The organism is Streptomyces sp. NPDC051219 (assembly GCF_040682335.1).
GTDB lineage: Bacteria > Actinomycetota > Actinomycetes > Streptomycetales > Streptomycetaceae > Streptomyces.
This window is the reverse complement of sequence record NZ_JBFBAS010000014.1, coordinates 152,585-175,639: the sequence shown is the minus strand read 5'-3', so window position 1 is coordinate 175,639 and position 23,055 is coordinate 152,585. Positions and strand designations below refer to the sequence as shown.

Here is a 23,055-nt window from a genome sequence, read left to right as displayed (position 1 = left end):
GGGGTCCCCCGGGGCTCCCCCCCCACCCCCTCCCCGCCCCGGGGCGCCCGCCCCTTCGGGGCGGCCGCACGGGTGTGGACGGGCCGAAGGGGCGGCCGCACGGGTCCGGTCAGTGGTTGCGCGGGAAGCCCAGGTCCACACCGGCCGGCGCATCGGCCGGGTCCGGCCAGCGGGTCGTGACGACCTTGCCACGGGTGTAGAAGTGCACGCCGTCGTTGCCGTAGATGTGGTGGTCGCCGAAGAGGGAGTCCTTCCAGCCACCGAAGGAGTGGTAGCCGACCGGCACCGGAATCGGGACGTTGACGCCCACCATTCCGGCCTGGACCTCCAGCTGGAAGCGGCGGGCGGCGCCGCCGTCGCGGGTGAAGACGGCGGTGCCGTTGCCGTAGGGCGACGCGTTGATCAGCTCGACGCCCTCCTCGTACGTCTCGGTGCGCAGCACGCACAGCACCGGGCCGAAGATCTCGTCACGGTAGGCGTCGGAGTCGGTGGAGACGTGGTCGAGCAGTGACAGCCCGATCCAGTGGCCGTCCTCGAAGCCGTCGACGGTGTGACCCGTGCCGTCGAGAACCACATCGGCGCCCTGGGCGGCCGCCCCCGTGACGTACGAGGCCACCTTGTCCCGGTGCGCCTTGGTGATGAGCGGGCCCATCTCGGACGTCGGGTCGTTGCCCGGACCGATCTTGATCTTCTCCGCGCGCTCGCGGATCTTCTCGACGAGCTCGTCGGCGATCGACCCGACCGCGACCACGGCGGAGATCGCCATGCAGCGCTCACCGGCCGAGCCGTACGCGGCGGAGACCGCGGCGTCGGCGGCCGCGTCCAGGTCGGCGTCCGGAAGGACCAGCATGTGGTTCTTGGCACCGCCGAGCGCCTGGACGCGCTTGCCGTTGGCGGAGGCGGTGGTGTGGATGTACCGGGCGATCGGCGTGGAGCCGACGAAGGAGACCGCCGCGACGTCCGGGTGGGCGAGCAGCGCGTCGACCGCGACCTTGTCGCCGTGGACGACGTTCAGCACGCCGTCCGGCAGGCCGGCCTCGGACGCCAGCTCGGCCAGCCGGATGGACGCCGACGGGTCCTTCTCGCTGGGCTTGAGGACGAAGGTGTTTCCACAGGCGATCGCGAGCGGGAACATCCACATCGGCACCATGGCCGGGAAATTGAACGGGGTGATGCCCGCGACGACTCCCAGCGGCTGGCGGATCGCGGCGACGTCCACGTTGCTGGAGACGGACGTGGACAGCTCGCCCTTGAGCTGCGTGGTGATTCCACAGGCCAGCTCGACGATTTCAAGACCACGGGCGACCTCGCCCAGCGCGTCCGAGTGCACCTTGCCGTGCTCGGCGGTGATCAGCTCGGCGACCTCGTCACGGTGGGAGTCGAGCAGGGCGCGGTACGCGAAGAGGACCTTGGTGCGGGCGGCGAGGGAGGACTGCCCCCAGCTCTGGAACGCGGCCTTGGCCACGGATACGGCCGCGTCCACCTCCTCCTCCGAGGCCAGGGCGACCTGGGTGGTGACCTCGCCGGTCGCCGGGTCGGTGACCGGGCCGTAGTTGCCCGACGCGCCCTCGACGGTCTTGCCACCGATCCAGTGGTTGACGGTCTTCATTTCGAACTCCTTCACAGATGGCGACGTCGCGCTGCGGCTTGACGGTCGTACTCCTCGCGGGCCAGGACCGCCGACGGGCGGGTCGCGGTCTCGGCCACCGGAACATCCCACCACGCCTGGGCGGCGGGCGCGCCGGACACAGTGTCGGGCGTTTCGGTCTCCACGTAGACACATGTGGGCCGGTCCGCCGTGCGCGCCTCGGCCAGAGCTTCGCGCAGGTCACGCACGGTCTTGGCGCGGATGACATGCATGCCGAGGGAGGCCGCGTTGGCTGCCAGGTCGACCGGCAGGGGATCGCCGGTGTACGTGCCGTCGGCCGCCCGGAAGCGGTACGCGGTACCGAAGCCCTCGGCGCCGACGGACTCCGACAGGCCGCCGATGGAGGCGTAGCCGTGGTTCTGCAGGATGACGACCTTGACCGGAACGTTCTCCTGGACAGCGGTAACGATCTCGGTGGGGTTCATCAGGTACGTACCGTCGCCGACCAGGGCCCAGACCGGGCGCGCGGGGGCCGCGAGACCGACCCCGATGGCGGCCGGGATCTCGTATCCCATGCAGGAGTAGCCATACTCGACGTGGTACTGCCGCGGGGAGCGGGCCCGCCACAGTTTGTGGAGGTCGCCGGGGAGCGAGCCGGCCGCGTTGATGACGACGTCCTCGTCGGTGACCAGGGCGTCGAGCGCGCCGAGCACCTGCGTCTGGGTGGGGCGCACCTCGTCGTTCTCTGCCGCGTACGCGGCGTCGACGCGTGCCTCCCAGCGCGCCTTCGCCTCCCGGTATCCGGCCTCGTAACGCGCGGGAACGCGGTGGTCCTCCAGGTGCCGGAGCAGGATCGTGACGGCCTCCCGGGCGTCGGCGACCAGCGGCAGCGCGGCGAGCTTGTATGCGTCGAAGGCAGTGATGTTGATGTTGAGGAAGCGGACGCCGGGGTGGGCGAAGAGGGTGCCCGACGCGGTGGTGAAGTCGGAGTACCGGGTGCCGATGCCGATCACCAGGTCGGCGGTCCGGGCCAGCTCGTCGGCGGTGGCGGTACCGGTGTGGCCGATGCCGCCTACGTCGGCCGGGTGGTCGTACCGCAGCGAGCCCTTGCCCGCCTGGGTCGAGGCGACGGGGATACCGGTCGCCTCGGCGAGCGCGGCGAGGGCTTCCTCGGCCCCGCTGTGGTGGACGCCGCCGCCGGCGACGATCAGGGGCCTGGCCGATTCCCGCACCGCCCGGATCGCAGCGGCCAGTTCGCGGGTGTCGGGGGCGGGGCGGCGTACGGACCACAGGCGCTCGGCGAAGAACTCCTCCGGCCAGTCGTGCGCCTCGGCCTGTACGTCCTGCGGCAGCGCGAGGGTGACCGCCCCCGTGTCGGCCGGGTCGGCGAGGACCCGCATCGCCTGGAGTGCGGCGGGGATCAGGGCCTCGGGGCGGGTGACGCGGTCGAAGTACTTGGAGACCGGCCGCAGGCAGTCGTTGACCGAGACGTCGCCCGCGTACGGGACCTCCAGCTGCTGGAGCACCGGATCGGCCGGGCGGGTGGCGAAGGTGTCGCCCGGCAGCAGCAGTACGGGCAGGCGGTTGACCGTGGCGAGGGCGGCGCCGGTGACCAGGTTGGTGGCGCCGGGTCCGACGGAGGTGGTCACGGCGTGCGCGGAGAGCCGGCCGCACTGCCGGGCGTACCCGACGGCCGCGTGCACCATGGCCTGTTCGTTGCGGCCCTGGAGGTACCGCATGTCCTGCGCCGATTCCAGCAGTGCCTGGCCGATGCCGGCGACGTTGCCGTGCCCGAAGATCCCCCAGGTGGCGCCGATCAGCCGGTGACGCTGTCCGTCGCGCTCGGTGTACTGGCGGGCGAGAAAGGCCACCAGGGCCTGGGCGGTGGTGAGGCGGCGGGTGCTCATCGGAGGTCCTCGGGTCCGTAGAAGGGCAGCCGTGCGTCGACCGGCTGCGACGGCCAGGTGGAGCGGATCCAGCCGTGGTCGGGGTGGTCGCGGATCAGCCACTCACGCTCCGCCCCCGGCCCCGCCATGACGTTGAGGTAGTACATGTGGTGGCCGGGCGAGGCGATGGACGGGCCGTGCCAGCCGTCCGGGATGAGCACGACGTCGCCGGTGCGCACCTCGGTCAGGATGTCCGTCTTTCCGTGCGGCGACGGGGAGACGCGCTGGTAGCCGAGGCCGGTAGTGCCTTCATGGGCCGCGATCTCGTAGTAGTAGATCTCCTCGAGCTCGGACTCCTCGCCGGGCACGTGCTCGTCGTGCTTGTGCGGCGGGTACGAGGACCAGTTGCCGGCGGGGGTCAGTACCTCGACCGCGATCAGCCGGTCGCACGCGAAGACGCCGGCCGCGGCGAAGTTGTTCACCTGGCGGGAGCAGCTGCCGGTGCCGCGCAGTTCGACGGGAACCTCCGGCGCGGGGCCGTAGCGGGCGGGGAGTCGTCGCTCGCACTTCGCCCCTGCCAAGGCGAACCGGCCCCCCGCGCCGGAGGCGATCTGGGCGTGGGCGTCGCGAGGCACGTACGCGAAGTCGGTGACGCCGGTGAACACGTCCGGCCTGCCCCGCAGTTCGAACACCTCGTCGTCCACCAGGACCGTACAGCCGCCGCTGAGCGGCAGCACGATCCACTCGCTGTCCCCGGCGGCGTGGGATTGCGAGGCGCCGGGCGCCAGTTCCAGCACGCGCAGCGCCGTGTACTGCTGCCGGTGTCCGGGTTCCGCGGGACCACTCATGTCTGTTCTCCCCTCTCGCCCCTCACAGCAGTCCTACCGCGGTGTCGACCGCTCCCGCCACGTCGCCGTCCGCCGGATAGAGCAGCGAACGGCCCACCACCAGCCCCTGAACGGTGGGCAATTGCAGCGCCTTGCGCCACTTCTCGTACGCGGCGTCCTGATCGCCGCCGACCTCGCCGCCCAGCAGGACGGCGGGCAGGGTGGACGTGTCCATCACGCGTGCCATGTCGTCCGGGTCCGCCGTGACGGGAACTTTCAGCCACGTGTAGGCGGACGTGCCCGCCAGCCCCGAGGCGATGGCGATGGACTTGGTCACTGCCTCCGCGGACAAATCGTTGACCAGCTTCCCGCCGACCCGGCGGGAGAGGAACGGCTCGACGAAGACGGGCAGCCGGTGCTCGGCCATCTCGTCGATGGCGCGGGCCGTGGAGTGCAGGGTCCGCAGTGATCCGGCGTCGTCGTAGTCGATGCGCAGGAGCAGTTTGCCCGCGTCGAAGCCGTGGCGGGCGAGGTCCTGGGGGCGGTGGCCGGTGAAGCGGTCGTCCAGCTCGAAGGCGGCGCCGGCGAGACCGCCGCGGTTCATCGAGCCGACGACGACCTTGTCCTCGAGGGCGCCGAGGAGGAGGAGGTCGTCGAGGATGTCGGCGGTGGCGAGGACGCCGTCGACGCCGGGGCGTGACAGCGCCAGGCACAGCCGCTCCAGCAGGCCGGGACGGCTGGCCATGGCGAACTCGCGGTCGCCCACACCGAGTGCGCCCCGGGCGGGATGGTCGGCGGCGATGATCATCAGCCGTCCGCGCTCACCGAGCAGGGGCCGCCGCCTGCGCCGGGCGGCGGCGTCGGCGATGGCCTCGGGGTGCCGGCTGCGCACATGTACGAGATCGGAGACGCGCAGGGGGGTGTGCGGGGCGCGGACGGCGGCACCCGCGAGGTACGGGACCCGGACGACTCCGCCGGTACTGGTGTCCAGGGCGGCCACCGGCTCGGTTCGGGGTTCGGTGGTTCGCGGTGCGGGCGCGGGTGCGGCGGGTCGCGGTGCGGGTGCGAGGGGTCGGGGTGGGGGCGCGGGGGTTCGCGGTGCGGGCGGTTGCTGCCATCCGTCCGGGGCGGGCGCGGTCACGACGCCGCTCCTTCTCGGGGCACGGCGCCGTCCGCGAGGACCCGGTCGACCTCGGCGGGGAACGGCATCGCGGTGGAGCAGGCGAGGCGGGAGGCGACGATGGCACCGGCGGCGTTCGCGTACCGCATCGCTCGCTCCAGCTCCCAGCCCGCCAGCAGTCCGTGGCAGAGGGCGCCGCCGAACGCGTCCCCGGCGCCGAGGCCGTTGAGGACTTCGACGGGAACGGGCGGGACCTCGGCGGTGCTGCCGTCGCGGTGGACGGCGAGTACCCCCTTGGGGCCCTGTTTCACGACGGCGAGCTCGACACCCATGTCCAGCAGGGCGCGGGCGGCGGCGTGCGGCTCGCGCTCACCGGTGGCGACTTCGCACTCGTCGATGTTGCCGACGGCGACGGTGGCGTGCCGCAACGCCTCGGCGTAGTGGGGCCGGGCGGCGGCCATGGCCGCGTGCGCATCCGCGCCTTGGCCGGCCCCGGCAGCCGTGTCCGCGCCCGTGCTTGTCTCCTCGTCCGCCCAGAACATCGGCCTCCAGTCCAGGTCGAAGACCGCGATTCCGCCGCCGGACGCTGCCCGTTCACCCGCCCGGTGCGCCGCGAGCGCCGCCAGGGTGGCCGTGCGGCTGGGCTGTGCGCAGAGGCCGGTGCCGGTCATCCAGAAGATCCGGGCCGCGCTGATGGCGTCCAGGTCCAGCTCGCTCTCGTGGATCTCCAGGTCGGGTGCCTTCGGCAGCCGGTAGAAATACAACGGGAAGTCGTCGGGCGGAAAGATCTCGCAGAAGGTGACGGGCGTGGGGTACTGCGGGACTTCGGTCACCCAGCGGTCGTCGACCCCGAAGGACCGCAGTTCCTGGCGGAGGTAGGCGCCGAAGGGGTCCGCGCCCGTACGTGTCACGACCGCCGTCCGGCGGCCCAGCCGGGCCGCGGCGACCGCCACATTCGTCGCCGAGCCGCCGAGGAACTTCCCGAAGGTGTCGACCTGTGCCAGGGGGACTTGGGCCTGCAAGGGGTAGAGGTCCACGCCGATCCGGCCCATCGTGATCAGGTCGTACGCACTCATACGTGTCCCTCCGAGTCGGCGGCTGTTCCAGGTCTAGCCGTCCGCCCGGAACCCTGTCAACATTTTGTCCTTACATTCGGACCAATCCTTGACACCCTTCTCCCGGGGCCGGAAAGCTGACGCCCATGACCTCCTCCGTACCCGCGCTCAACCGCATCCGGATCGGTTCGGCCCCCGACTCCTGGGGGGTGTGGTTCCCCGACGATCCGCAACAGGTCCCCTGGAACCGCTTCCTCGACGAAGTCGCACAGGCCGGCTACACCTGGATCGAGCTCGGCCCGTACGGCTATCTGCCCACCGACCCCGGCAAGCTCACCGACGAGACGCAACGGCGCGGGCTGAAGGTCTCGGCCGGGACCGTCTTCACCGCCCTCCACCACGGGTCCGCCGTCTGGGAGTCGACGTGGGCGCACGTGTCGCGCATCGCCGCGCTGACCCGGGCGATGGGCGCCAAGCACCTGGTCGTCATCCCGTCCTTCTGGCGCGACGACAAGACCGGCCGAATGCTGGAGGAGCGCACACTGACAGCCGCGCAGTGGCGCGAACTCACCACCCAGACCGAGCGGCTGGGGCGCGAGGTGCGGGAGCGGTACGGCCTGAAGACCGTCGTCCATCCGCATGCCGACACCCACATCGACAGCGAGGAGAACGTCGCCCGCTTTCTCGACGCGACCGACTCCGACCTGGTCTCACTCTGCCTGGACACCGGCCACTACGCGTACTGCGGCGGCGACAGCGTCAAGCTCATCGAGACGTACGGAGAACGGATCGGCTACCTGCACCTCAAGCAGGTGGACCCGCGGATCCTGGCTGAAGTGGTGGCAGGCGGTGTGCCGTTCGGCCCCGCCGTCGCGCGCGGGGTGATGTGCGAGCCGCCCGGCGGGGTGCCGGCACTGGAACCCGTACTGGCCGCTGCGCAGAAGCTGGACGTCGACCTGTTCGCCATCGTCGAACAGGACATGTACCCCTGCCCGCCCGACGAGCCGCTCCCCATCGCCCGGCGCACCCGCGCCTTCCTCCGCTCCTGCGGTGCCTAGGAGATACGACATGAGCCGACCTCTCGGGATCGCCGTCATCGGTACGGGGAAGATGGGCGCGGATCATGTCCGCCGTATCGACGAGACCGTCAACGGGGCGTGCGTCGTAGCGGTCGCCGACCTCGACGCGGAGCGGGTGAAGGACCTGGCCTCCCGCATCGAGGGCTGTACCGCGCACACGGACCCGGTGGCGGCCATGGCGGCGCCGGGTGTCGACGCGGTACTGATCGCCTCCCCCGGCCCCGCCCATGAGGGAGCCCTGCTCGAGGCGTTCGCGCGGGACCTGCCCGTGCTGTGCGAGAAGCCGCTGACGCCGGACTCGGCAGGGGCGCTGCGTGTACTGGAGGCCGAACAGCGGCTGGGACACCGCCGTGTCCAGGTCGGCTTCATGCGCCGGTACGACGCCGAGTACCTGCGCCTCAAATCGCTGCTGGACAGCGGTGAGTTCGGGCGGCCGCTCTTTCTGCACTGCCGGCACCGCAATGCCTCGTCCCCGTCCTTCTTCACCACCCGGATGTTGATCAACGACTCCGTGGTGCACGAAGTGGACGCCGCACGCTGGCTGCTCGGACAGGAGATCACCGCCGTCTCCGTGCTGCGTCCCACTCCGTCCTCGGCCGCGCCCGAGGGGCTGCAGGACCCCCAGCTGGTGCTGCTGGAGACATCGGGCGGCGCGATCGTGGACGTCGAGATCTTCGTCAACTGCGGATTCGGTTACCAGGTGCAGTGCGAGGCGGTTTGCGAGGAGGGGAGCGCGCGCATCGGGGACGGCCATGAGATGGTCACCCAGGCGGCCGGCCGTTGGGGCGGGGAGATCCCGCAGGACTATGTGGTGCGGTTCGCCGACGCGTACGACCGTCAGGTGCAGCGGTGGGTGGAGGCGATACGGCTCGGCCGCGTCGAGGGGCCCAGCAGCTGGGACGGCTATGCGGCGGCCGCCGTCTGCGAGGCCGGCGTACGGGCGCAGGAGACCGGTGTACGCACCACTGTCGAGCTGATCGGAAAACCCGCCCTCTACCGGTGAGGCGGGAGCCACCGGTAAATCCCACTCGTGTCACACATGTCCCGGTTGGGCGGTTCTTCCGTCACAGTCGGTCGACAGGCCCACTCCTGCCCGCAGTGCGCGTCGTTCACGGGACACAGGCTGAGTGATCGTCAGCGTCCGTGCCCCAGCTCCCCCGACGGCCCCCCGGCTGCCGCTGCGGTGCGGACAGGGAGGTGCCACAGATGACCGACCGAAGGCTCTGGTCCTACAAGGACATCGCCGCGCACATCCGGGTACAGCCGGACACCGTTCGCTCGTACCGCAAGCACGGCCTGCTCCCGCCGCCGGACCATGTCGAGGGCGGCAAACCCTACTGGTACGCCGATACCGTCCGCGCCTGGGTGGCCCGCCGGCCCGGGAACCGGGGCAGACGCGAGGACTGAGGCCGCGTGCGGCCTCTCCCTCATCCGCCCCCGCACCGCCGCGCCTCGTCCTCGCAGCAGTGCGGGGCGTCCCGGTCGCCCTGCTGCTTCTCACCCGGTTCAGGCCGCTGCCGACCGTCGCCCGGGCCTGGCAGGACTGTCAGACAGTGCTCGCCCGAGGCTCGATGATGGTGACTCCCGCGGCCGGCGCCGTGGCCATGGCGGCGAGCGCCGCCGGGGCGGCTTCCAGCGCGATGGTCGCGGTGACCAGGAGTTCCGGCCGGAGCACGCCCGACTTCACCATCTCCATCATCGTCGGGTAGGCGTGGGCGGCCATGCCGTGGCTGCCGAGGATCTCCAGCTCCCAGCCGATCACCCGCTCCATCGGGACGACGGGGTCGCCCGCGGCCGAGGGCAGCAGCCCGACCTGCACATGGCGGCCGCGCCTGCGCAGTCCGGCGACCGAGGCGGCGCAGGTGGCCGGAGAACCCAGGGCGTCCAGGGAGAGATGAGCCCCGCCGCCGGTCAGTTCCCGGACCGCCTCGGCGGTACCACCGGGCACCGCCGAGGCATCGACGCACTCCGTGGCGCCGAACTTCCGTGCCAGGTCAAGCGCGCCGGGGGCCACGTCGACCGCGACGACGCGGGCCCCGCACGCGGCCGCGATCATGACGGCGGACAGTCCGACCCCGCCGCAGCCGTGTACGGCGACCCATTCGCCGGGAGCCACCCGCCCTTGAGCCACCACGGCCCGGAAGGCGGTCGCGAAACGGCAGCCGAGTCCGGCGGCTGTCGCGAACGACAGCTCGCCCGGCACGGCCACCAGGTTCACGTCGGCGTTCTCCAGGGCCACGTACTCGGCGAACGAGCCCCAGTGTGTGAACCCGGGCTGCGTCTGGCGCTCGCACACCTGCTGGTCACCGGCCGCGCAGGCGGCACAGCGGCCACAGGCGCAGATGAAGGGCACGGTGACCCGGTCGCCGGGCCGCCAGTTGGCGACGCCGGCGCCCACCTCCTCTACCACACCGGACAGTTCGTGTCCCGGTACATGCGGCAGGGTGATGTCCGGGTCGTGGCCCATCCAGCCGTGCCAGTCGCTGCGGCAGAGTCCCGTAGCCTCGACGCGGACCACCGCACCGTGGTGCGAAGGTTCCGGATCCGGTACCTCCCGGACCTCGGCCCGCCGCCCGTACTGCTCGAAGACCACAGCGCGCATGGGTACCGCCCTTCACTCGACCGCCCCGCCGGCTTCCCCGCACGCTAACGCCCGGCCGTGACCTTGTCCCGCTCCGGGGGGGGCCGGGACGGCGGCGTCCGTGGTCGTGGCCGGCTGTCGCTGAGGCCGAACCGGTCGTGGAAGCGCCGCAGCGGTCCGGGGGCCCACCAGGTGAGGGAGCCCGTCAGCTTCATCACGGCACTCCGGATGAGCCGGCGAAGCCTCGCCGCCGCCAGGCCCGCGGCGAGCGCCGCATCACGCAGCCGCTGGAAGCCGCACTCCTCTTTATACCCCCTAGGGGTATAGTGTGTACGTCAGGAGGCTACGGGGGTACCCGGTGCCCCTGACGCCCCAGACGCACATGCCTTGATAAGGAGAACGACATGACCGCCGAGACCCGAACCCCGCAGACGGCCGGCTCCTGCTGCTCCGCAACCGGCTCCTGCCACGACACCGCGGCCGAGGTCCAGGCGGGTACCGTCACCGCCGTCTACCAGGTCACGGGCATGACGTGCGGCCACTGCGAAGGTGCTGTCGCCGGCGAGATCTCCGAACTCTCCGGCGTCGCCTCGGTCAAGGCCGTTGCCTCCTCCGGCCAGGTGACGGTGATCTCCGCGGCTCCGCTCAGCGAGGACGCCGTACGCGCCGCGGTCGACGAGGCGGGCTACGAACTGGTCGGGCAGGCCTGAGCTCCCCTCTCCTCCGCCGGGCCCTACCGACCAGCTGATACTGGATCCGTACGGCTCGGCCCTTCCTCTCTGGAGCCGGAATGACCAGCACCGCTCATGAGGCGCCCGCCCGTGAAGCAGCCGCCCCCGAGGCGCTGCCCATGGCGCAGACCTCCCAGGTCGAGCTGTCCATCGGCGGCATGACCTGCGCCTCCTGCGCCGCCCGCGTGGAGAAGAAGCTCAACCGCATCGCAGGCGTCACCGCCACGGTCAACTTCGCCACCGAGAAGGCCCGTGTCTCGTACCCCGACGGTGTCGAGGTCGCCGACCTGATCGCGACCGTCGAGAAGACCGGCTACACCGCCGAGGAGCCGCCGCCGCCGGTGCCCGGGCCGGCCGCTCCGGAGATCCCCCCAGCCGTACGGGACCCGGAAACGGCCTCACTGCGGCAACGCCTGCTCGTCTCGCTCGCATTGTCGGCGCCGGTTGTCCTGATGGCGATGATCCCGGCACTCCAGTTCGACAACTGGCAGTGGCTCTCACTGACGCTCGCCGCCCCGGTGGCGGTCTGGGGCGGGTACCCCTTCCACCGGGCCGCCTGGACCAACGCCCGGCACGGCGCCGCCACCATGGACACCCTCGTTTCGGTCGGCACGCTGGCGGCCTTCGGCTGGTCGCTCTGGGCCCTCTTCTTCGGGCACGCGGGAATGACGGGGATGCGGCACACCTTCGACTTCGGCGTCTCGCGCACGGACGGGCCGTCGGCGATCTACCTCGAAGTCGCCGCCGGCGTCATCACGTTCATCCTGCTCGGCCGCTATCTGGAGGCCAGGTCCAAGCGGAAGGCGGGCGCCGCGCTGCGCGCACTGCTGGAGCTGGGCGCCAAGGACGTCGCGGTGCTGCGCGAAGGCAGGGAGATCCGGGTCCCGCCGGCCCAGCTGGCCGTCGGGGACCTGTTCGTCGTACGTCCGGGAGAGAAGGTCGCCACGGACGGCACGGTCCGTGAGGGCAGTTCGGCGGTGGACGCCTCGATGCTGACCGGCGAGTCCGTACCGGTGGACGTGGGCGTGGGCGACGCCGTCACCGGCGCGACCGTGAACGTCTCCGGCCGGCTGGTCGTCGAGGCCACCCGCGTAGGTGCCGGAACCCAGCTCGCGCGAATGGCGAAGCTGGTCGAGAACGCGCAGAACGGCAAGGCGGAGGCACAACGCCTCGCCGACCGGATCTCCGCGGTCTTCGTACCCGTCGTCCTGGTCGTCGCACTCGGCACGCTGCTCACCTGGCTGCTCGTGACCGGCGACGCGACCGCCGCGTTCACCGCCGCCGTAGCCGTGCTGATCATCGCGTGCCCCTGCGCCCTGGGCCTGGCCACCCCGACCGCCCTCATGGTCGGTACGGGGCGCGGCGCCCAGCTCGGCATCCTGATCAAGGGCCCGGAGGTGCTGGAGTCCACCCGCCGCGTCGACACCGTCGTCCTGGACAAGACCGGCACGGTGACCACCGGCCGCATGGCCCTGCAGGACGTCCTCACCGCCGACGGGGTGGACGAGAAGGAGCTGCTGCGGCTTGCAGGGGCGCTGGAGCGCGCCTCCGAGCACCCCATCGCCCAGGCCATCGCCGCCGGCGCGACCCACCGAGCGGGCCCTCTCCCCGAAGCCGGGGGCTTCGAGAACGTCGCGGGGCTCGGAGTGCAGGGCGTCGTCGAGGGCCGTGCAGTGGTCGTCGGCAGGCAGGAGCTGCTGGACGAGTGGGCGATCGAGCTGCCGGAACCGCTCGCCCGGGCCAAGGCCTCCGCCGAGGCGGAGGGCCGAACGGCAGTCGCCGTGGCGTGGGACGGCAAGGCCCGCGGGGTCATCACCGTCGCCGACGCGATCAAGGAGACCAGCGCCGAGGCGGTTTCGCAGTTGCGCGCCCTGGGCCTCACGCCGGTCCTGCTGACCGGCGACAACCGGCTTGTCGCCGATTCGGTGGCGCGAACGGTCGGGATCGACGAGGTGTACGCCGAAGTCCTGCCGCGGGACAAGGTCGCCGTGGTCGAGCGGATGCGGGGCGAGGGCCGCAGTGTGGCGATGGTCGGGGACGGCGTGAACGACGCGGCCGCGCTCGCCACCGCCGATCTCGGTCTGGCCATGGGCACGGGCACGGACGCGGCCATCGAGGCGGGCGATCTGACGCTCGTACGCGGAGATCTGAGGGTGGCCGCCGATGCCATCCGGCTTTCGCGCCGCACCCTGGCCACCATCAAGGGCAACCTGTTCTGGGCCTTCGGCTACAATGTCGCGGCTCTGCCGCTCGCCGCCGGCGGTCTGCTCAATCCGATGATCGCGGGAGCCGCGATGGCCTTCTCGTCGGTGTTCGTAGTGACCAACAGCCTCCGCCTCAGGTCCTTCACATAGCGTCCTCAATATCCACACCTCGGGGCCCGGATCGCCATATCGGTCCCCTTGTGCAGCTACCGGACATATGCAAGAGACGTAGATCACAGCGATCCCAACGTAACCATTGGCGGGGTTCGCGAGTCTAAGAAGCGATGCCAGAAACGTCTTGGGGGACGTTTCACTGGATGTCTTGGGGGACGTCCTGGGCAAGCGTTGGCCGGGGCACGTGCCACGCGGGGAGCTTGAGCGGCCCTCCCGCACGTACGCGTCCCGGCAGACCGCATGCGGAGCTTCTGTATCTCAGACGCCCGGAACGGATCCCGTGGGGGGAATCCGGCACCGGGGAAATGGGAAGCGCCCCGACCGTCGACCCGTGGGGGGATCGGCGGCGGGGCGCTTTTCGCTTACTCGGCGGCCGGCGACACGCTCGGCAGCCGGCGCGGCAGTCGCCGCGCGACAAGTGCCGCGCGCCGGACCTGCGTCAGCGGGCCTCGACCGGGACGAAGTCGCGCAGGACCTCGCCGGTGTAGATCTGGCGCGGGCGGCCGATGCGGGACCCCGGCTCCTTGATCATCTCGTGCCACTGGGCGATCCAGCCGGGCAGCCGGCCGAGTGCGAAGAGCACGGTGAACATCTCGGTCGGGAAGCCCATCGCGCGGTAGATCAGGCCGGTGTAGAAGTCGACGTTCGGGTAGAGCTTGCGCTCCACGAAGTAGTCGTCGGCGAGCGCGTGCTCCTCGAGCTTGAGCGCGATGTCGAGCAGCTCGTCGGACTTGCCGAGGGCCGAGAGGACGTCGTGCGCCGCAGCCTTGATGATCTTCGCCCGGGGGTCGAAGTTCTTGTAGACGCGGTGCCCGAAGCCCATGAGCTTCACGCCGTCTTCCTTGTTCTTCACCTTGCGGATGAAGGTGTCGACGTCGCCACCGGACTGCTTGATGCCCTCGAGCATCTCCAGGACCGACTGGTTGGCGCCACCGTGCAGGGGGCCCCACAGGGCGCTGATACCGGCGGAGATCGAGGCGAACATGTTCGCCTGCGAGGACCCGACCAGGCGCACGGTGGACGTCGAGCAGTTCTGCTCGTGGTCCGCGTGCAGGATCAGCAGCTTCTCGAGCGCAGCGACCACGACCGGGTCCAGGTCGTACTCCTGGGCGGGGACCGAGAAGGTCATACGCAGGAAGTTCTCCACGTACCCGAGGTCGTTGCGCGGGTAGACGAAGGGGTGGCCTATCGACTTCTTGTACGCGTACGCCGCGATCGTCGGAAGCTTCGCGAGCAGCCGGATCGTCGACAGGTGGCGCTGCTGGTCGTCGAACGGGTTGTGGCTGTCCTGGTAGAACGTCGACAGCGCGCTGACCACGGACGACAGCATCGCCATCGGGTGCGCGTCACGCGGGAAGCCGTCGTAGAAGCGCTTGACGTCCTCGTGCAGCAGCGTGTGCTGGGTGATCTCGTTCTTGAAGGCCGCGAGCTCGTCGACCGTCGGCAGCTCACCGTTGATGAGCAGGTACGCCACCTCGATGAAGGTGCTGCGCTCGGCCAGCTGCTCGATCGGGTATCCGCGGTAGCGCAGAATGCCCTGCTCACCGTCGAGGTACGTAATCGCGGATTTATAGGCGGCGGTATTGCCGTATCCGCTGTCCAGGGTGACCAGACCGGTCTGGGTTCGGAGCTTCCCGACGTCGAAGCCCTTGTCACCGACGGTGCTCTCGACCACCGGGTAGGTGTATTCACCGTCCGCGTACCGCAGTACTACAGAGTTGTCGCTCACGTCATCCCTCACCGACGTAGTGCCTCTTCTTCGAGGTGCCCTGACTGTCTCTACCTTCCCCCATTTGGCCCAGGAGAGTGCACTCGGGGTCGACCATCAGGCCTATGGACGGCACTGAGTGCCGCCAACCTCCACATCCTGCCTTCTCCGCCCGGAATCCGGAAACCCCGGCCGGTCCGGCTGGGTGACTCTGCCCGCCGTCAGGGAGCCGGACAGCCGATGGGCGAGGGCCGTATGCCGCCTGCCTGCGGAAACCGTACGGACGGCCTGGCCCAGCGCCTTGCGCGAACCGACCAGGACGACGAGCTTCTTGGCCCGGGTGACTGCCGTGTAGAGCAGGTTCCGCTGCAGCATCATCCAGGCGCCGGTGGTGACCGGGATCACCACGGCCGGGTACTCGCTGCCCTGCGACCGGTGGATCGTCACGGCGTAGGCATGCGCCAGTTCATCCAGTTCGTCGAAGTCGTACGGCACCTCCTCGTCCTCGTCGGTCAGCACCGTCAGCCGCTGTTCGTCGAGATCGAGCGAGGTGACGACACCGACCGTGCCGTTGAAAACACCGTTGCTCCCCTTCTCGTAGTTGTTGCGAACCTGGGTGACCTTGTCTCCGACCCGGAAGACCCGGCCGCCGAACCTTTTCTCCGGCAGATCGGGTCTGGCCGGCGTGATGGCCTGCTGAAGCAGACCGTTGAGCGTGCCCGCGCCCGCCGGTCCCCGGTGCATCGGGGCAAGCACCTGGACGTCCCGGCGCGGGTTCAGCCCGAACTTCGCCGGGATGCGCCGGGCCGCCACGTCCACCGTCAGTCTTCCCGCCTCCTCGGTGTCCTCCTCGGCGAACAGGAAGAAGTCGGGCAGTCCGCCGGTGAGGGGCGGCAGCCCGGAGTTGATCCGGTGGGCATTGGTGACCACACCGGACTGCTGGGCCTGGCGAAAGATCCTGGTCAGCCGGACGGCGGGGACCGGACCGCCCTCGGCGAGCAGGTCGCGCAGTACCTCGCCGGCGCCGACCGAGGGCAGCTGGTCCACATCGCCGACCATCAGCAGATGGGCACCCGGTGCCACTGCCTTGACCAGCTTGTTCGCGAGGAGCAGATCGAGCATCGAGGCTTCGTCGACGACCACCAGATCGGCGTCCAGCGGCCGGTCCCGGTCGTACGCCGCGTCACCACCCGGCTTCAGCTCCAGCAGCCGGTGCACGGTCGAGGCGTCGGTGCCGGTGAGCTCGGCCAGCCGTTTGGCCGCCCGGCCGGTGGGCGCCGCGAGGACCACCTTGGCCTTCTTTGCGCGGGCCAGCTCGACGATGGACCGGACGGTGAAGGACTTTCCGCAACCGGGGCCGCCGGTCAGCACCGCCACCTTCTTGGTGAGCGCGAGCTTGACCGCCGCCTCCTGCTCGGGCGCCAGTTCCGCACCCGTACGGTCCGCGAGCCAGGCCAGCGCCTTGTCCCACGCCACGTCCCGGAAGGCCGGCATCCGGTCCTCCTCGCTGCGCAACAGGCGCATCAGCTGCGCGGACAGGGAGAGCTCCGCACGGTGGAAGGGCATCAGGTAGACAGCGGTGACCGGCAGCTCGGCATCCGGTCCGGGGACCCTTTCGCGCACGACTCCCTCCTCCTCCCCCGCGAGCTCGGCGAGGCACTCGATCACCAGCCCGGTGTCGACCTGGAGAAGCTTGACCGCGTCGCTGATGAGCTGCTCCTCGGGCAGGAAGCAGTGGCCCTGGTCGGTGGACTGCGACAGCGCGTACTGCAGGCCGGCCTTGACCCGCTCGGGGCTGTCGTGCGGGATGCCGACGGCCTGTGCGATCCGGTCGGCGGTGAGGAAGCCGATACCCCACACATCGGCGGCCAGCCGGTACGGCTGGTTCCTCACCACGGAGATCGAGGCGTCGCCGTACTTCTTGTAGATGCGGACGGCGATCGAAGTGGAGACCCCGACGCCCTGGAGGAAGACCATGACCTCCTTGATGGCCTTCTGCTCCTCCCAGGCGGCACCGATCAGCCTCGTGCGCTTGGGCCCGAGGCCGGGCACTTCGACGAGCCGCTCCGGCTGCTGTTCGATGACGTCGAGCGTGTCCGTCCCGAAGTGCTCGACGATCCGGTCTGCGATTCTCGGGCCGATGCCCTTGATCAGGCCGGAGCCGAGGTAGCGGCGGATGCCCTGGATGGTGGCCGGCAGGACGGTCGTGTAGTTCTCCACGGTGAACTGCTTGCCGTACTGCGGGTGGGAGCCCCAGCGGCCCTCCATGCGCAGCGATTCGCCGGGCTGCGCACCCAGCAGAGAGCCGACCACCGTCAGGAGGTCGGCGGCGCCGCGCCCCGTGTCGACTCTGGCGACCGTGTAGCCGCTCTCCTCGTTGGCGTAGGTGATCCGCTCGAGGACGCCTTCGACCACCGCTGAACCGGCCCCGGCTGAGCCGGTCACTGCTGGACTGGACATGACCCGACGCTACCGCCGGGCACCGACAGCGCGTGCGTCCTGTGGACAACTCCGGCTCCGGACCGGCGGGTGCCTCATCGAGGGGGCCCGGCCCGTCGGCCGGAACCCCCTCGCGGTCCCTCCCCGTCAGGTCTTCCCGATCCCCCCGGATCCCCCCGGAAGCCCTGACTCCCAGTACGACCCACCGAGGGCCGGGAAGGTTGCACGGCTGCAGCGAGTTTCTTTCCGCTCACAGCACGTGCTGCACGTACCGCGCCGTGACCTCGGCCAGAACCTCCGCGCCATCCCTCTCCCACAGCCCCTCGTTGAAGATCTCCACCTCCACCGGGCCCGTCCAGCCCGCCGCGTCAACCCGCTCCCGGAACCACCTCAGGTCGATGCTGCCGTCCCCCAGTTGCCCGCGGCCCAGCAGGACACCGGCCGGCAGCGGGGTGATCCAGTCGGCCAGCTGGAAGGCCGCGATACGGCCGCCGTCGCCCGCGCGGGTGACACTCTCCGCGATCGTGTCGTCCCACCACAGGTGGTAGGTGTCGATGACCACGCCCACCTGTTCGGCCGGGAAGCGTTCCGCCAGGTCGAGGGCCTGGGCCAGCGTCGAGACGACGCAGCGGTCGGCGGCGTACATCGGGTGCAGCGGCTCGATGGCGAGGCGCACGCCCGCGGATGCCGCGTACGGGCCGAGTTCCGCCAGCGCGTCCGCGATCCGCTCGCGTGCCCCCGGCAGGTCCCGGCTGCCGGGCGGAAGGCCGCCCGAGACCAGCACCAGGGTGTCCGTGCCCACGGTGGCCGCCTCGTCGACCGCCCGGCGGTTGTCGGCCAGGGCGGCGGCCCGTGCGGCCCGGTCGAGGGCGGTGAGAAAGCCGCCCCGGCACAGGCTGGTGACGGCGAGTCCGGCGTGGCGCACCAGGCGGGCGGCGCGCTCGACGCCGTACTCCTGGACCGGCGCCCGCCACAGACCGACGCCGGGGACGCCCGCCTTGACGCAGCCTTCCGCCAGTTCCGGCAGGGACCACTGCTTGATGGTCTCCTGGTTGAGACTGAACCTGGTCAGGTCGGTCACTGGTCCACCCCGTGTATGGCGAGCAGGTTCTTCATCCGGGCTTCCGCCAGGGCCGGATCCGGGAACAGGCCCAGTCCGTCGGCCAGTTCGTACGCCCGGACGAGGTGCGGCAGCGGGCGGGCGGAATGCAGGCCTCCGACCATGGTGAAGTGGGTCTGATGGCCGGCCAGCCAGGCCAGTAGTACGACACCCGTCTTGTAGAAGCGGGTCGGCGCTTCGAACAGATGACGCGAGAGTCCGACCGTGGGGTCCAGGAGCTCCCGGAAGCCGGGAACGTCTCCGGTGTCCAGTACCCGTATCGCCCCGGCCGCCAGAGGACCCAGCGGGTCGAAGACCCCCAGCAGCGCATGACTGAAGTGCTGGTCGTCGCCCGCGATCAGCTCGGGGTAGTTGAAGTCGTCGCCGGTGTAACAGCGCACGCCCGTCGGCAGCCGGCGACGCAGCCCGATCTCGCGACGGGCGTCCAGCAGCGACACCTTGACGCCGTCCACCTTGTCCGGATGGGCCGCGATGAGCTCCAGGAAGGTGTCGGTCGCGGCGTCGAGACCGGCACTTCCCCAATAGCCCTCCAGGGCCGGGTCGAACATGGGACCGAGCCAGTGCAGGATGACCGGCCGCCCCGCCTGCCGCAGGAGGTGGCCGTAGACCTCCAGGTAGTCGTCCGGGCCGGTCGCGGAGGCCGCCAGCGCCCGGGACGCCATCAGGACCGCCTGCGCGCCCGTTCCCTCCACCAGCGCGAGCTGTGCCTCGTACGCTTCGGTGATCTCGGCCAGGGACCTCGGGCCGGGGGGCAGTTGATCCGTGCCCGCTCCGCACGCGATCGCACCGCCGACGGCCTTGGCCTCGGCCGCGGACCGCCTGATCAGTTCCGCCGCGCCCGTCCAGTCGAGACCCATCCCGCGCTGCGCGGTGTCCATGGCCTCGGCGACCCCGAGGCCGTGCGACCACAGGTGGCGGCGGAAGGCGAGTGTGGCGTCCCAGTCGACGGCGGCGGGGCCGCCCGGGCCCCCGTCGGCGTACGGGTCGGCGACGACGTGGGCCGCGGAGAAGACCGTGCGGGAGGTGAGGGGCGGGCCGCCGGGGGCGGACGGCGCCGGCCGGGAGCGGGGCTCGTACGCGTACAGCCCGCCGCCCGCCCGGGGCAGCCGGATCGTCACAGCGTCAGCTCCGGTACGTCGAGCCGGCGGCCCTCCGCCGACGACCGCAGGCCCAGCTCGGCGAGTTGCACGCCACGCGCTCCGGCGTGCAGGTCCCACGTGTACGGCTCGTCGAGCGCGACGTGCCGGAGGAACAGTTCCCACTGTGCCCGGAAGCCGTTGGCGAACTGGGCGTTGTCCGGCACCTGCTGCCACTGGTCGCGGAACGACTCCGTGGCGGGCAGGTCCGGGTTCCAGACCGGCTTGGGGGTGGTGGAGCGGTGCTGGACGCGGCAGTTGCGCAGGCCCGCGACCGCGGATCCGTGGGTGCCGTCGACCTGGAACTCGACGAGTTCGTCCCGCCCCACGCGGACCGCCCAGGAGGAGTTGATCTGGGCGACCGCCCCGCCCTCGAGCTGGAAGATGCCGTACGCGGAGTCGTCGGCGGTGGCCGCGTACGGCTTCCCCTGCTCGTCCCAGCGCTGCGGGACGTGCGTGGTGACGAGCGCCTGTACGGAGGTGACCCGGCCGAACAGCTCGTGAAGCACGTACTCCCAGTGCGGGAACATGTCGACGGTGATGCCGCCGCCGTCCTCGGCCCGGTAGTTCCAGCTGGGGCGCTGCGCGTCCTGCCAGTCGCCCTCGAAGACCCAATAGCCGAACTCGCCCCGGATCGACAGGATCTCGCCGAAGAACCCCCCGTCGACGAGGCGCTTCAGCTTCAGCAGGCCCGGCAGGAAGATCTTGTCCTGGACGACCCCGTGTTTGATACCGGCGTCGCGGGCCAGACGGGCCAGTTCCAGGGCTCCGGCCAGGCCGGTGGCGGTGGGCTTCTCGGTGTAGACGTGCTTGCCGGCCGCGATCGCCTTCTTCAGAGCCTCCTCACGGGCGGAGGTGACCTGCGCGTCGAAGTAGATGTCGAGGGTGTCGTCGGCGAGGACCGCGTCGAGGTCGGTGGACCAGTGCTCGATGCCGTGCCGCCGCGCCAGGTCCGCGAGCGCGTGCTCACGGCGGCCGAGGAGGACCGGTTCCGGCCAGAGCACGGTGCCGTCGCCCAGGTCGAGGCCGCCCTCATCCCGGATGGCGAGGATCGAGCGGATCAGGTGCTGGCGGTAACCCATGCGCCCGGTGACGCCGTTCATGGCGATGCGCACCGACTTGCGTTCCACGTAAGTTCCCTCCGTACCGCGATAGCAAGCGCTTTCTATGCGCTAAGAAGCTAGCCTGCGGACAGCGGCCCGACAAGGGCCCGGCGAAAAGCACTCCTCGGAGGACCTCATGACAGTGACGCTGGCGGATGTGGCGGCCCGCGCCCAGGTCTCCCCTGCCACGGTCTCCCGTGTGCTGAACGGCAACTACCCGGTGGCCGCGTCGACGCGGGAGCGGGTGCTGCGGGCGGTCGACGAGCTGGACTACGTACTGAACGGGCCGGCCAGTTCGCTCGCCGCCGCCACGTCCGACCTCGTCGGCATCCTGGTCAACGACATCGCCGACCCGTTCTTCGGGATCATGGCCGGGGCCGCGCAGTCCGAGATAGGCGGGCAGGAGGGCACCGGGCGGGGCGGCGGAGAGAAGCTGGCCGTCGTCTGCAACACGGGCGGCTCGCCCGACCGGGAACTCACGTACCTGACTCTCCTGCAGCGGCAGCGCGCCGCCGCGGTCGTCATCACCGGAGGCGCCGTCGAGGACGCGGAACACTCCGCCGCCATGACCGGAAAGCTCGCGAAGCTGGCGGCGGCGGGCACTCGGGTGGTGCTGTGCGGCCGGCCGCGGCTCGCCGGGGCGGAGGAATCCGTGGCGGCCGCCCTCACCTTCGACAACCGGGGCGGCGGGCAGCGGCTGACCGAGCACCTGCTCACGCTCGGCCACCGGCGCATCGGTTACGTCGCCGGCCCGGCCGACCGCACCACCACCCGGCACCGGCTGGAGGGCCACCGTGCGGCGATGGACGCGGCGGGACTCCGCGACGGCGTGGACCGGCTCACGGTGCACGGCCCGTACGACCGCCGCACCGGCTTCGACGCCACGCTGGAACTCCTGCGCCGGGACCCCACCCTGACGGCCGTCGTGGCCGCCAACGACACGGTGGCCCTGGGTGCCTGCGCGGCCCTGCGCGAGCGGGGTCTGAGCATCCCCGGCGACGTCTCGGTGGCCGGCTTCGACGACCTGCCCTTCAGCGCGGACGCGGTCCCCGCCCTCACGACCGTACGGCTGCCGCTGTACGAGGCCGGCGCGCGGGCGGGGCGGCTGGCCATGGGCCGCGAGGAACCGCCGCCGGGGGGCATCGCGACCGTTCGCGCGGACCTGATGGTGCGCGGCTCGACGGCCCGGCCGGGGCCCTGACTCCCCGCTGTCGTGGAACATCACCGCCGGCTGCGCCTGCTGCTGGTCGGCCCCGCGGGCCGGAGGCACCGGATCGGCGAGCAACTTGTCGGCACGGTGGATTTCGCCCGCCGGGCGGGGTACCGGGAACTCGTGCCGTGGACCAAAGACGTACCGGCCGCGGCGCGGAAGATCTGTCAGCGTGCCGGCTTCACGCTCGTCACCGAGAAGCCGCACCGCTCGTACGGAGTGAACCTGGTCGGCCGGGCCTGGCGGCTCGGCCTGAAGGAAGGAACCGCACAGTGAAGTTCGCCTTCTCGACTCTCGGCGTCCCCGGAATCCCGGTTCCCGAGGTGGCGCGGCTCGCGGCCGCACACGGCTACCACGGCGTGGAGCTGCGGGCCCACCCGGAGGAGCCCGTGCACCCGGGCATCGGCGAGAGCGAACGGGCGGACACGGTTGAGGAGTTCCGGGCCGCGGGCGTCAAGATCCTGGCCGTCGCCGGGTACCCGCGGGTCGCGGCTGCGGGCGACGACGAAGCCGTGCGGCAGGAACTGGCCGAACTGCTGCTGCTGGCCCGTGACCTCGGCGCTCCCTACGTGCGGGTCTTCCCCGGCGGCGGCGACCAGGACCCGGCGGAGGCCGATGCGACAGCGGCACGCAGGCTGGCCGCGGTCGCCCCGCTCGCCGCCGACTGCGGCGTGCGTGTCCTGCTGGAGACCCACGACTCGCACCGGACGGGTGCCGACGCGATCCGGGTCCTGGGCCCGGTCGGCCACCCGAACATCGGCGCCCTGTGGGACGTCATGCACACCTGGCTGGGGGGCGAGGACCCGGTGGACAGCCACGCCGCCCTCTCCCCGCACCTCGGCTACGTACAGGTCAAGGACATCGCCTCGGCCGAGGACACCAGGCCGCTGCCGCTGGGCGCGGGTGTGCTGCCGCTGGCCGAGGCGGTGGAGCTTCTGGCGGACGACGTCTGGCTGTGCTGGGAGTACGAGAAGCGCTGGTACCCCGGCGCGGCGGAGCTGCCGGGCCTGCTGGACGAGGGGCGGGAGCAGTTGCTGCGCCTGACGGCACGGAGGCCCTGAGCACGGGAGTGCCTGAGCTCGCGCACGGAGCCG

General features: G+C 71.1%; 18 protein-coding genes and 1 pseudogene. 8 read left to right on the top strand and 11 right to left on the bottom strand.

Translation table 11 applies throughout. The annotated features are described in order from the left end of the window. Positions 1-109 precede the first annotated feature (109 nt). The 5 genes from AB0M62_RS18595 to iolC all read right to left on the bottom strand — a co-directional run bounded on the left by AB0M62_RS18595 (position 110) and on the right by iolC (position 6,497). Entirely contained in the window at positions 110-1,609 is a 1,500-nt protein-coding gene (locus AB0M62_RS18595; RefSeq protein ID WP_366075287.1) for a CoA-acylating methylmalonate-semialdehyde dehydrogenase, read from the bottom strand. A gap of 11 nt (positions 1,610-1,620) precedes the next feature. Beyond that, positions 1,621-3,495 carry a 3D-(3,5/4)-trihydroxycyclohexane-1,2-dione acylhydrolase (decyclizing) gene (gene iolD / locus AB0M62_RS18590; protein WP_366075286.1) on the bottom strand — a complete coding sequence of 625 codons (1,875 nt, stop codon included), beginning with the start codon at positions 3,493-3,495 and terminating at the stop codon, positions 1,621-1,623. Then, the gene (iolB, locus tag AB0M62_RS18585; protein WP_366075284.1) at positions 3,492-4,322 is read right to left on the bottom strand and encodes a 5-deoxy-glucuronate isomerase; all 831 of its coding nucleotides are present in this window, start codon (positions 4,320-4,322) and stop codon (positions 3,492-3,494) included. Before iolB ends, iolD begins: the two co-directional genes overlap by 4 nt. 22 nt (positions 4,323-4,344) lie before the next feature. Next, a complete protein-coding gene (locus AB0M62_RS18580; protein ID WP_366075298.1) occupies positions 4,345-5,217 on the bottom strand; it encodes a deoxyribose-phosphate aldolase in 873 nt (290 codons plus the stop codon). 221 nt (positions 5,218-5,438) lie between these two features. Further along, positions 5,439-6,497: a 5-dehydro-2-deoxygluconokinase gene (iolC, locus tag AB0M62_RS18575; protein WP_366075283.1), complete on the bottom strand. Its 1,059-nt coding sequence runs from the start codon at positions 6,495-6,497 to the stop codon at positions 5,439-5,441. Between the two features lie 125 nt (positions 6,498-6,622). On the opposite strand from iolC, the gene AB0M62_RS18570 reads away from it, so the two are divergent. The 3 genes from AB0M62_RS18570 to AB0M62_RS18560 all read left to right on the top strand — a co-directional run bounded on the left by AB0M62_RS18570 (position 6,623) and on the right by AB0M62_RS18560 (position 8,962). Then, positions 6,623-7,534: a sugar phosphate isomerase/epimerase gene (locus tag AB0M62_RS18570; RefSeq protein WP_366075282.1), complete on the top strand. Its 912-nt coding sequence runs from the start codon at positions 6,623-6,625 to the stop codon at positions 7,532-7,534. Between the two features lie 10 nt (positions 7,535-7,544). Next, positions 7,545-8,558 carry a Gfo/Idh/MocA family oxidoreductase gene (locus AB0M62_RS18565; RefSeq protein WP_366075281.1) on the top strand — a complete coding sequence of 338 codons (1,014 nt, stop codon included), beginning with the start codon at positions 7,545-7,547 and terminating at the stop codon, positions 8,556-8,558. A 203-nt stretch (positions 8,559-8,761) separates the two neighbouring features. Further along, positions 8,762-8,962: a MerR family transcriptional regulator gene (locus AB0M62_RS18560; RefSeq protein WP_366075280.1), complete on the top strand. Its 201-nt coding sequence runs from the start codon at positions 8,762-8,764 to the stop codon at positions 8,960-8,962. A gap of 139 nt (positions 8,963-9,101) precedes the next feature. Here AB0M62_RS18560 and AB0M62_RS18555 read toward each other — a convergent pair whose 3' ends face one another. After that, positions 9,102-10,157 carry a zinc-dependent alcohol dehydrogenase family protein gene (locus tag AB0M62_RS18555; protein WP_366075279.1) on the bottom strand — a complete coding sequence of 352 codons (1,056 nt, stop codon included), beginning with the start codon at positions 10,155-10,157 and terminating at the stop codon, positions 9,102-9,104. A 383-nt stretch (positions 10,158-10,540) separates the two neighbouring features. On the opposite strand from AB0M62_RS18555, the gene AB0M62_RS18550 reads away from it, so the two are divergent. Together AB0M62_RS18550 and AB0M62_RS18545 are read left to right on the top strand one after the other, a co-directional pair. Beyond that, the gene (locus AB0M62_RS18550) at positions 10,541-10,846 is read left to right on the top strand and encodes a cation transporter (protein ID WP_366075278.1); all 306 of its coding nucleotides are present in this window, start codon (positions 10,541-10,543) and stop codon (positions 10,844-10,846) included. A gap of 140 nt (positions 10,847-10,986) precedes the next feature. Beyond that, positions 10,987-13,221 carry a heavy metal translocating P-type ATPase gene (locus tag AB0M62_RS18545; RefSeq protein WP_366075297.1) on the top strand — a complete coding sequence of 745 codons (2,235 nt, stop codon included), beginning with the start codon at positions 10,987-10,989 and terminating at the stop codon, positions 13,219-13,221. A 463-nt stretch (positions 13,222-13,684) separates the two neighbouring features. On the opposite strand, the gene AB0M62_RS18540 is transcribed toward AB0M62_RS18545, so the two are convergent. From AB0M62_RS18540 to AB0M62_RS18520, 5 genes are all read right to left on the bottom strand, one after another. Further along, a complete protein-coding gene (locus tag AB0M62_RS18540) occupies positions 13,685-14,974 on the bottom strand; it encodes a citrate synthase (RefSeq protein ID WP_366075277.1) in 1,290 nt (429 codons plus the stop codon). A 102-nt stretch (positions 14,975-15,076) separates the two neighbouring features. Then, entirely contained in the window at positions 15,077-17,413 is a 2,337-nt protein-coding gene (locus AB0M62_RS18535; protein WP_366075275.1) for an ATP-dependent RecD-like DNA helicase, read from the bottom strand. Positions 17,414-17,642: 229 nt separating this feature from the next. Further along, positions 17,643-18,473 (bottom strand): sugar phosphate isomerase/epimerase family protein, encoded by an 831-nt coding sequence (locus AB0M62_RS18530; protein WP_366075274.1) that lies wholly within the window; start codon positions 18,471-18,473, stop codon positions 17,643-17,645. Beyond that, entirely contained in the window at positions 18,470-19,630 is a 1,161-nt protein-coding gene (locus AB0M62_RS18525) for a dihydrodipicolinate synthase family protein (protein WP_366075273.1), read from the bottom strand. Before AB0M62_RS18525 ends, AB0M62_RS18530 begins: the two co-directional genes overlap by 4 nt. Next, complete coding sequence (locus AB0M62_RS18520; protein WP_366075272.1) at positions 19,627-20,778, bottom strand: Gfo/Idh/MocA family oxidoreductase; 1,152 nt, start codon at positions 20,776-20,778, stop codon at positions 19,627-19,629. The genes AB0M62_RS18525 and AB0M62_RS18520 overlap by 4 nt, the downstream gene beginning before the upstream one ends. Before the next feature lie 109 nt (positions 20,779-20,887). Here AB0M62_RS18520 and AB0M62_RS18515 point away from each other — a divergent pair, with 109 nt between their 5' ends. The 3 genes and pseudogenes from AB0M62_RS18515 to AB0M62_RS18505 all read left to right on the top strand — a co-directional run bounded on the left by AB0M62_RS18515 (position 20,888) and on the right by AB0M62_RS18505 (position 23,022). Beyond that, positions 20,888-21,952 carry a LacI family DNA-binding transcriptional regulator gene (locus AB0M62_RS18515; protein ID WP_366075270.1) on the top strand — a complete coding sequence of 355 codons (1,065 nt, stop codon included), beginning with the start codon at positions 20,888-20,890 and terminating at the stop codon, positions 21,950-21,952. Positions 21,953-21,979: 27 nt separating this feature from the next. After that, positions 21,980-22,237, top strand: a pseudogene (locus tag AB0M62_RS18510) (MarR family transcriptional regulator); the annotation flags it as partial. Beyond that, positions 22,234-23,022, top strand: a complete 789-nt coding sequence (locus AB0M62_RS18505; RefSeq protein WP_366075269.1) for a sugar phosphate isomerase/epimerase family protein — start codon at positions 22,234-22,236, stop codon at positions 23,020-23,022. The pseudogene AB0M62_RS18510 and the gene AB0M62_RS18505, both read left to right, overlap by 4 nt. Positions 23,023-23,055: the final 33 nt, after the last annotated feature.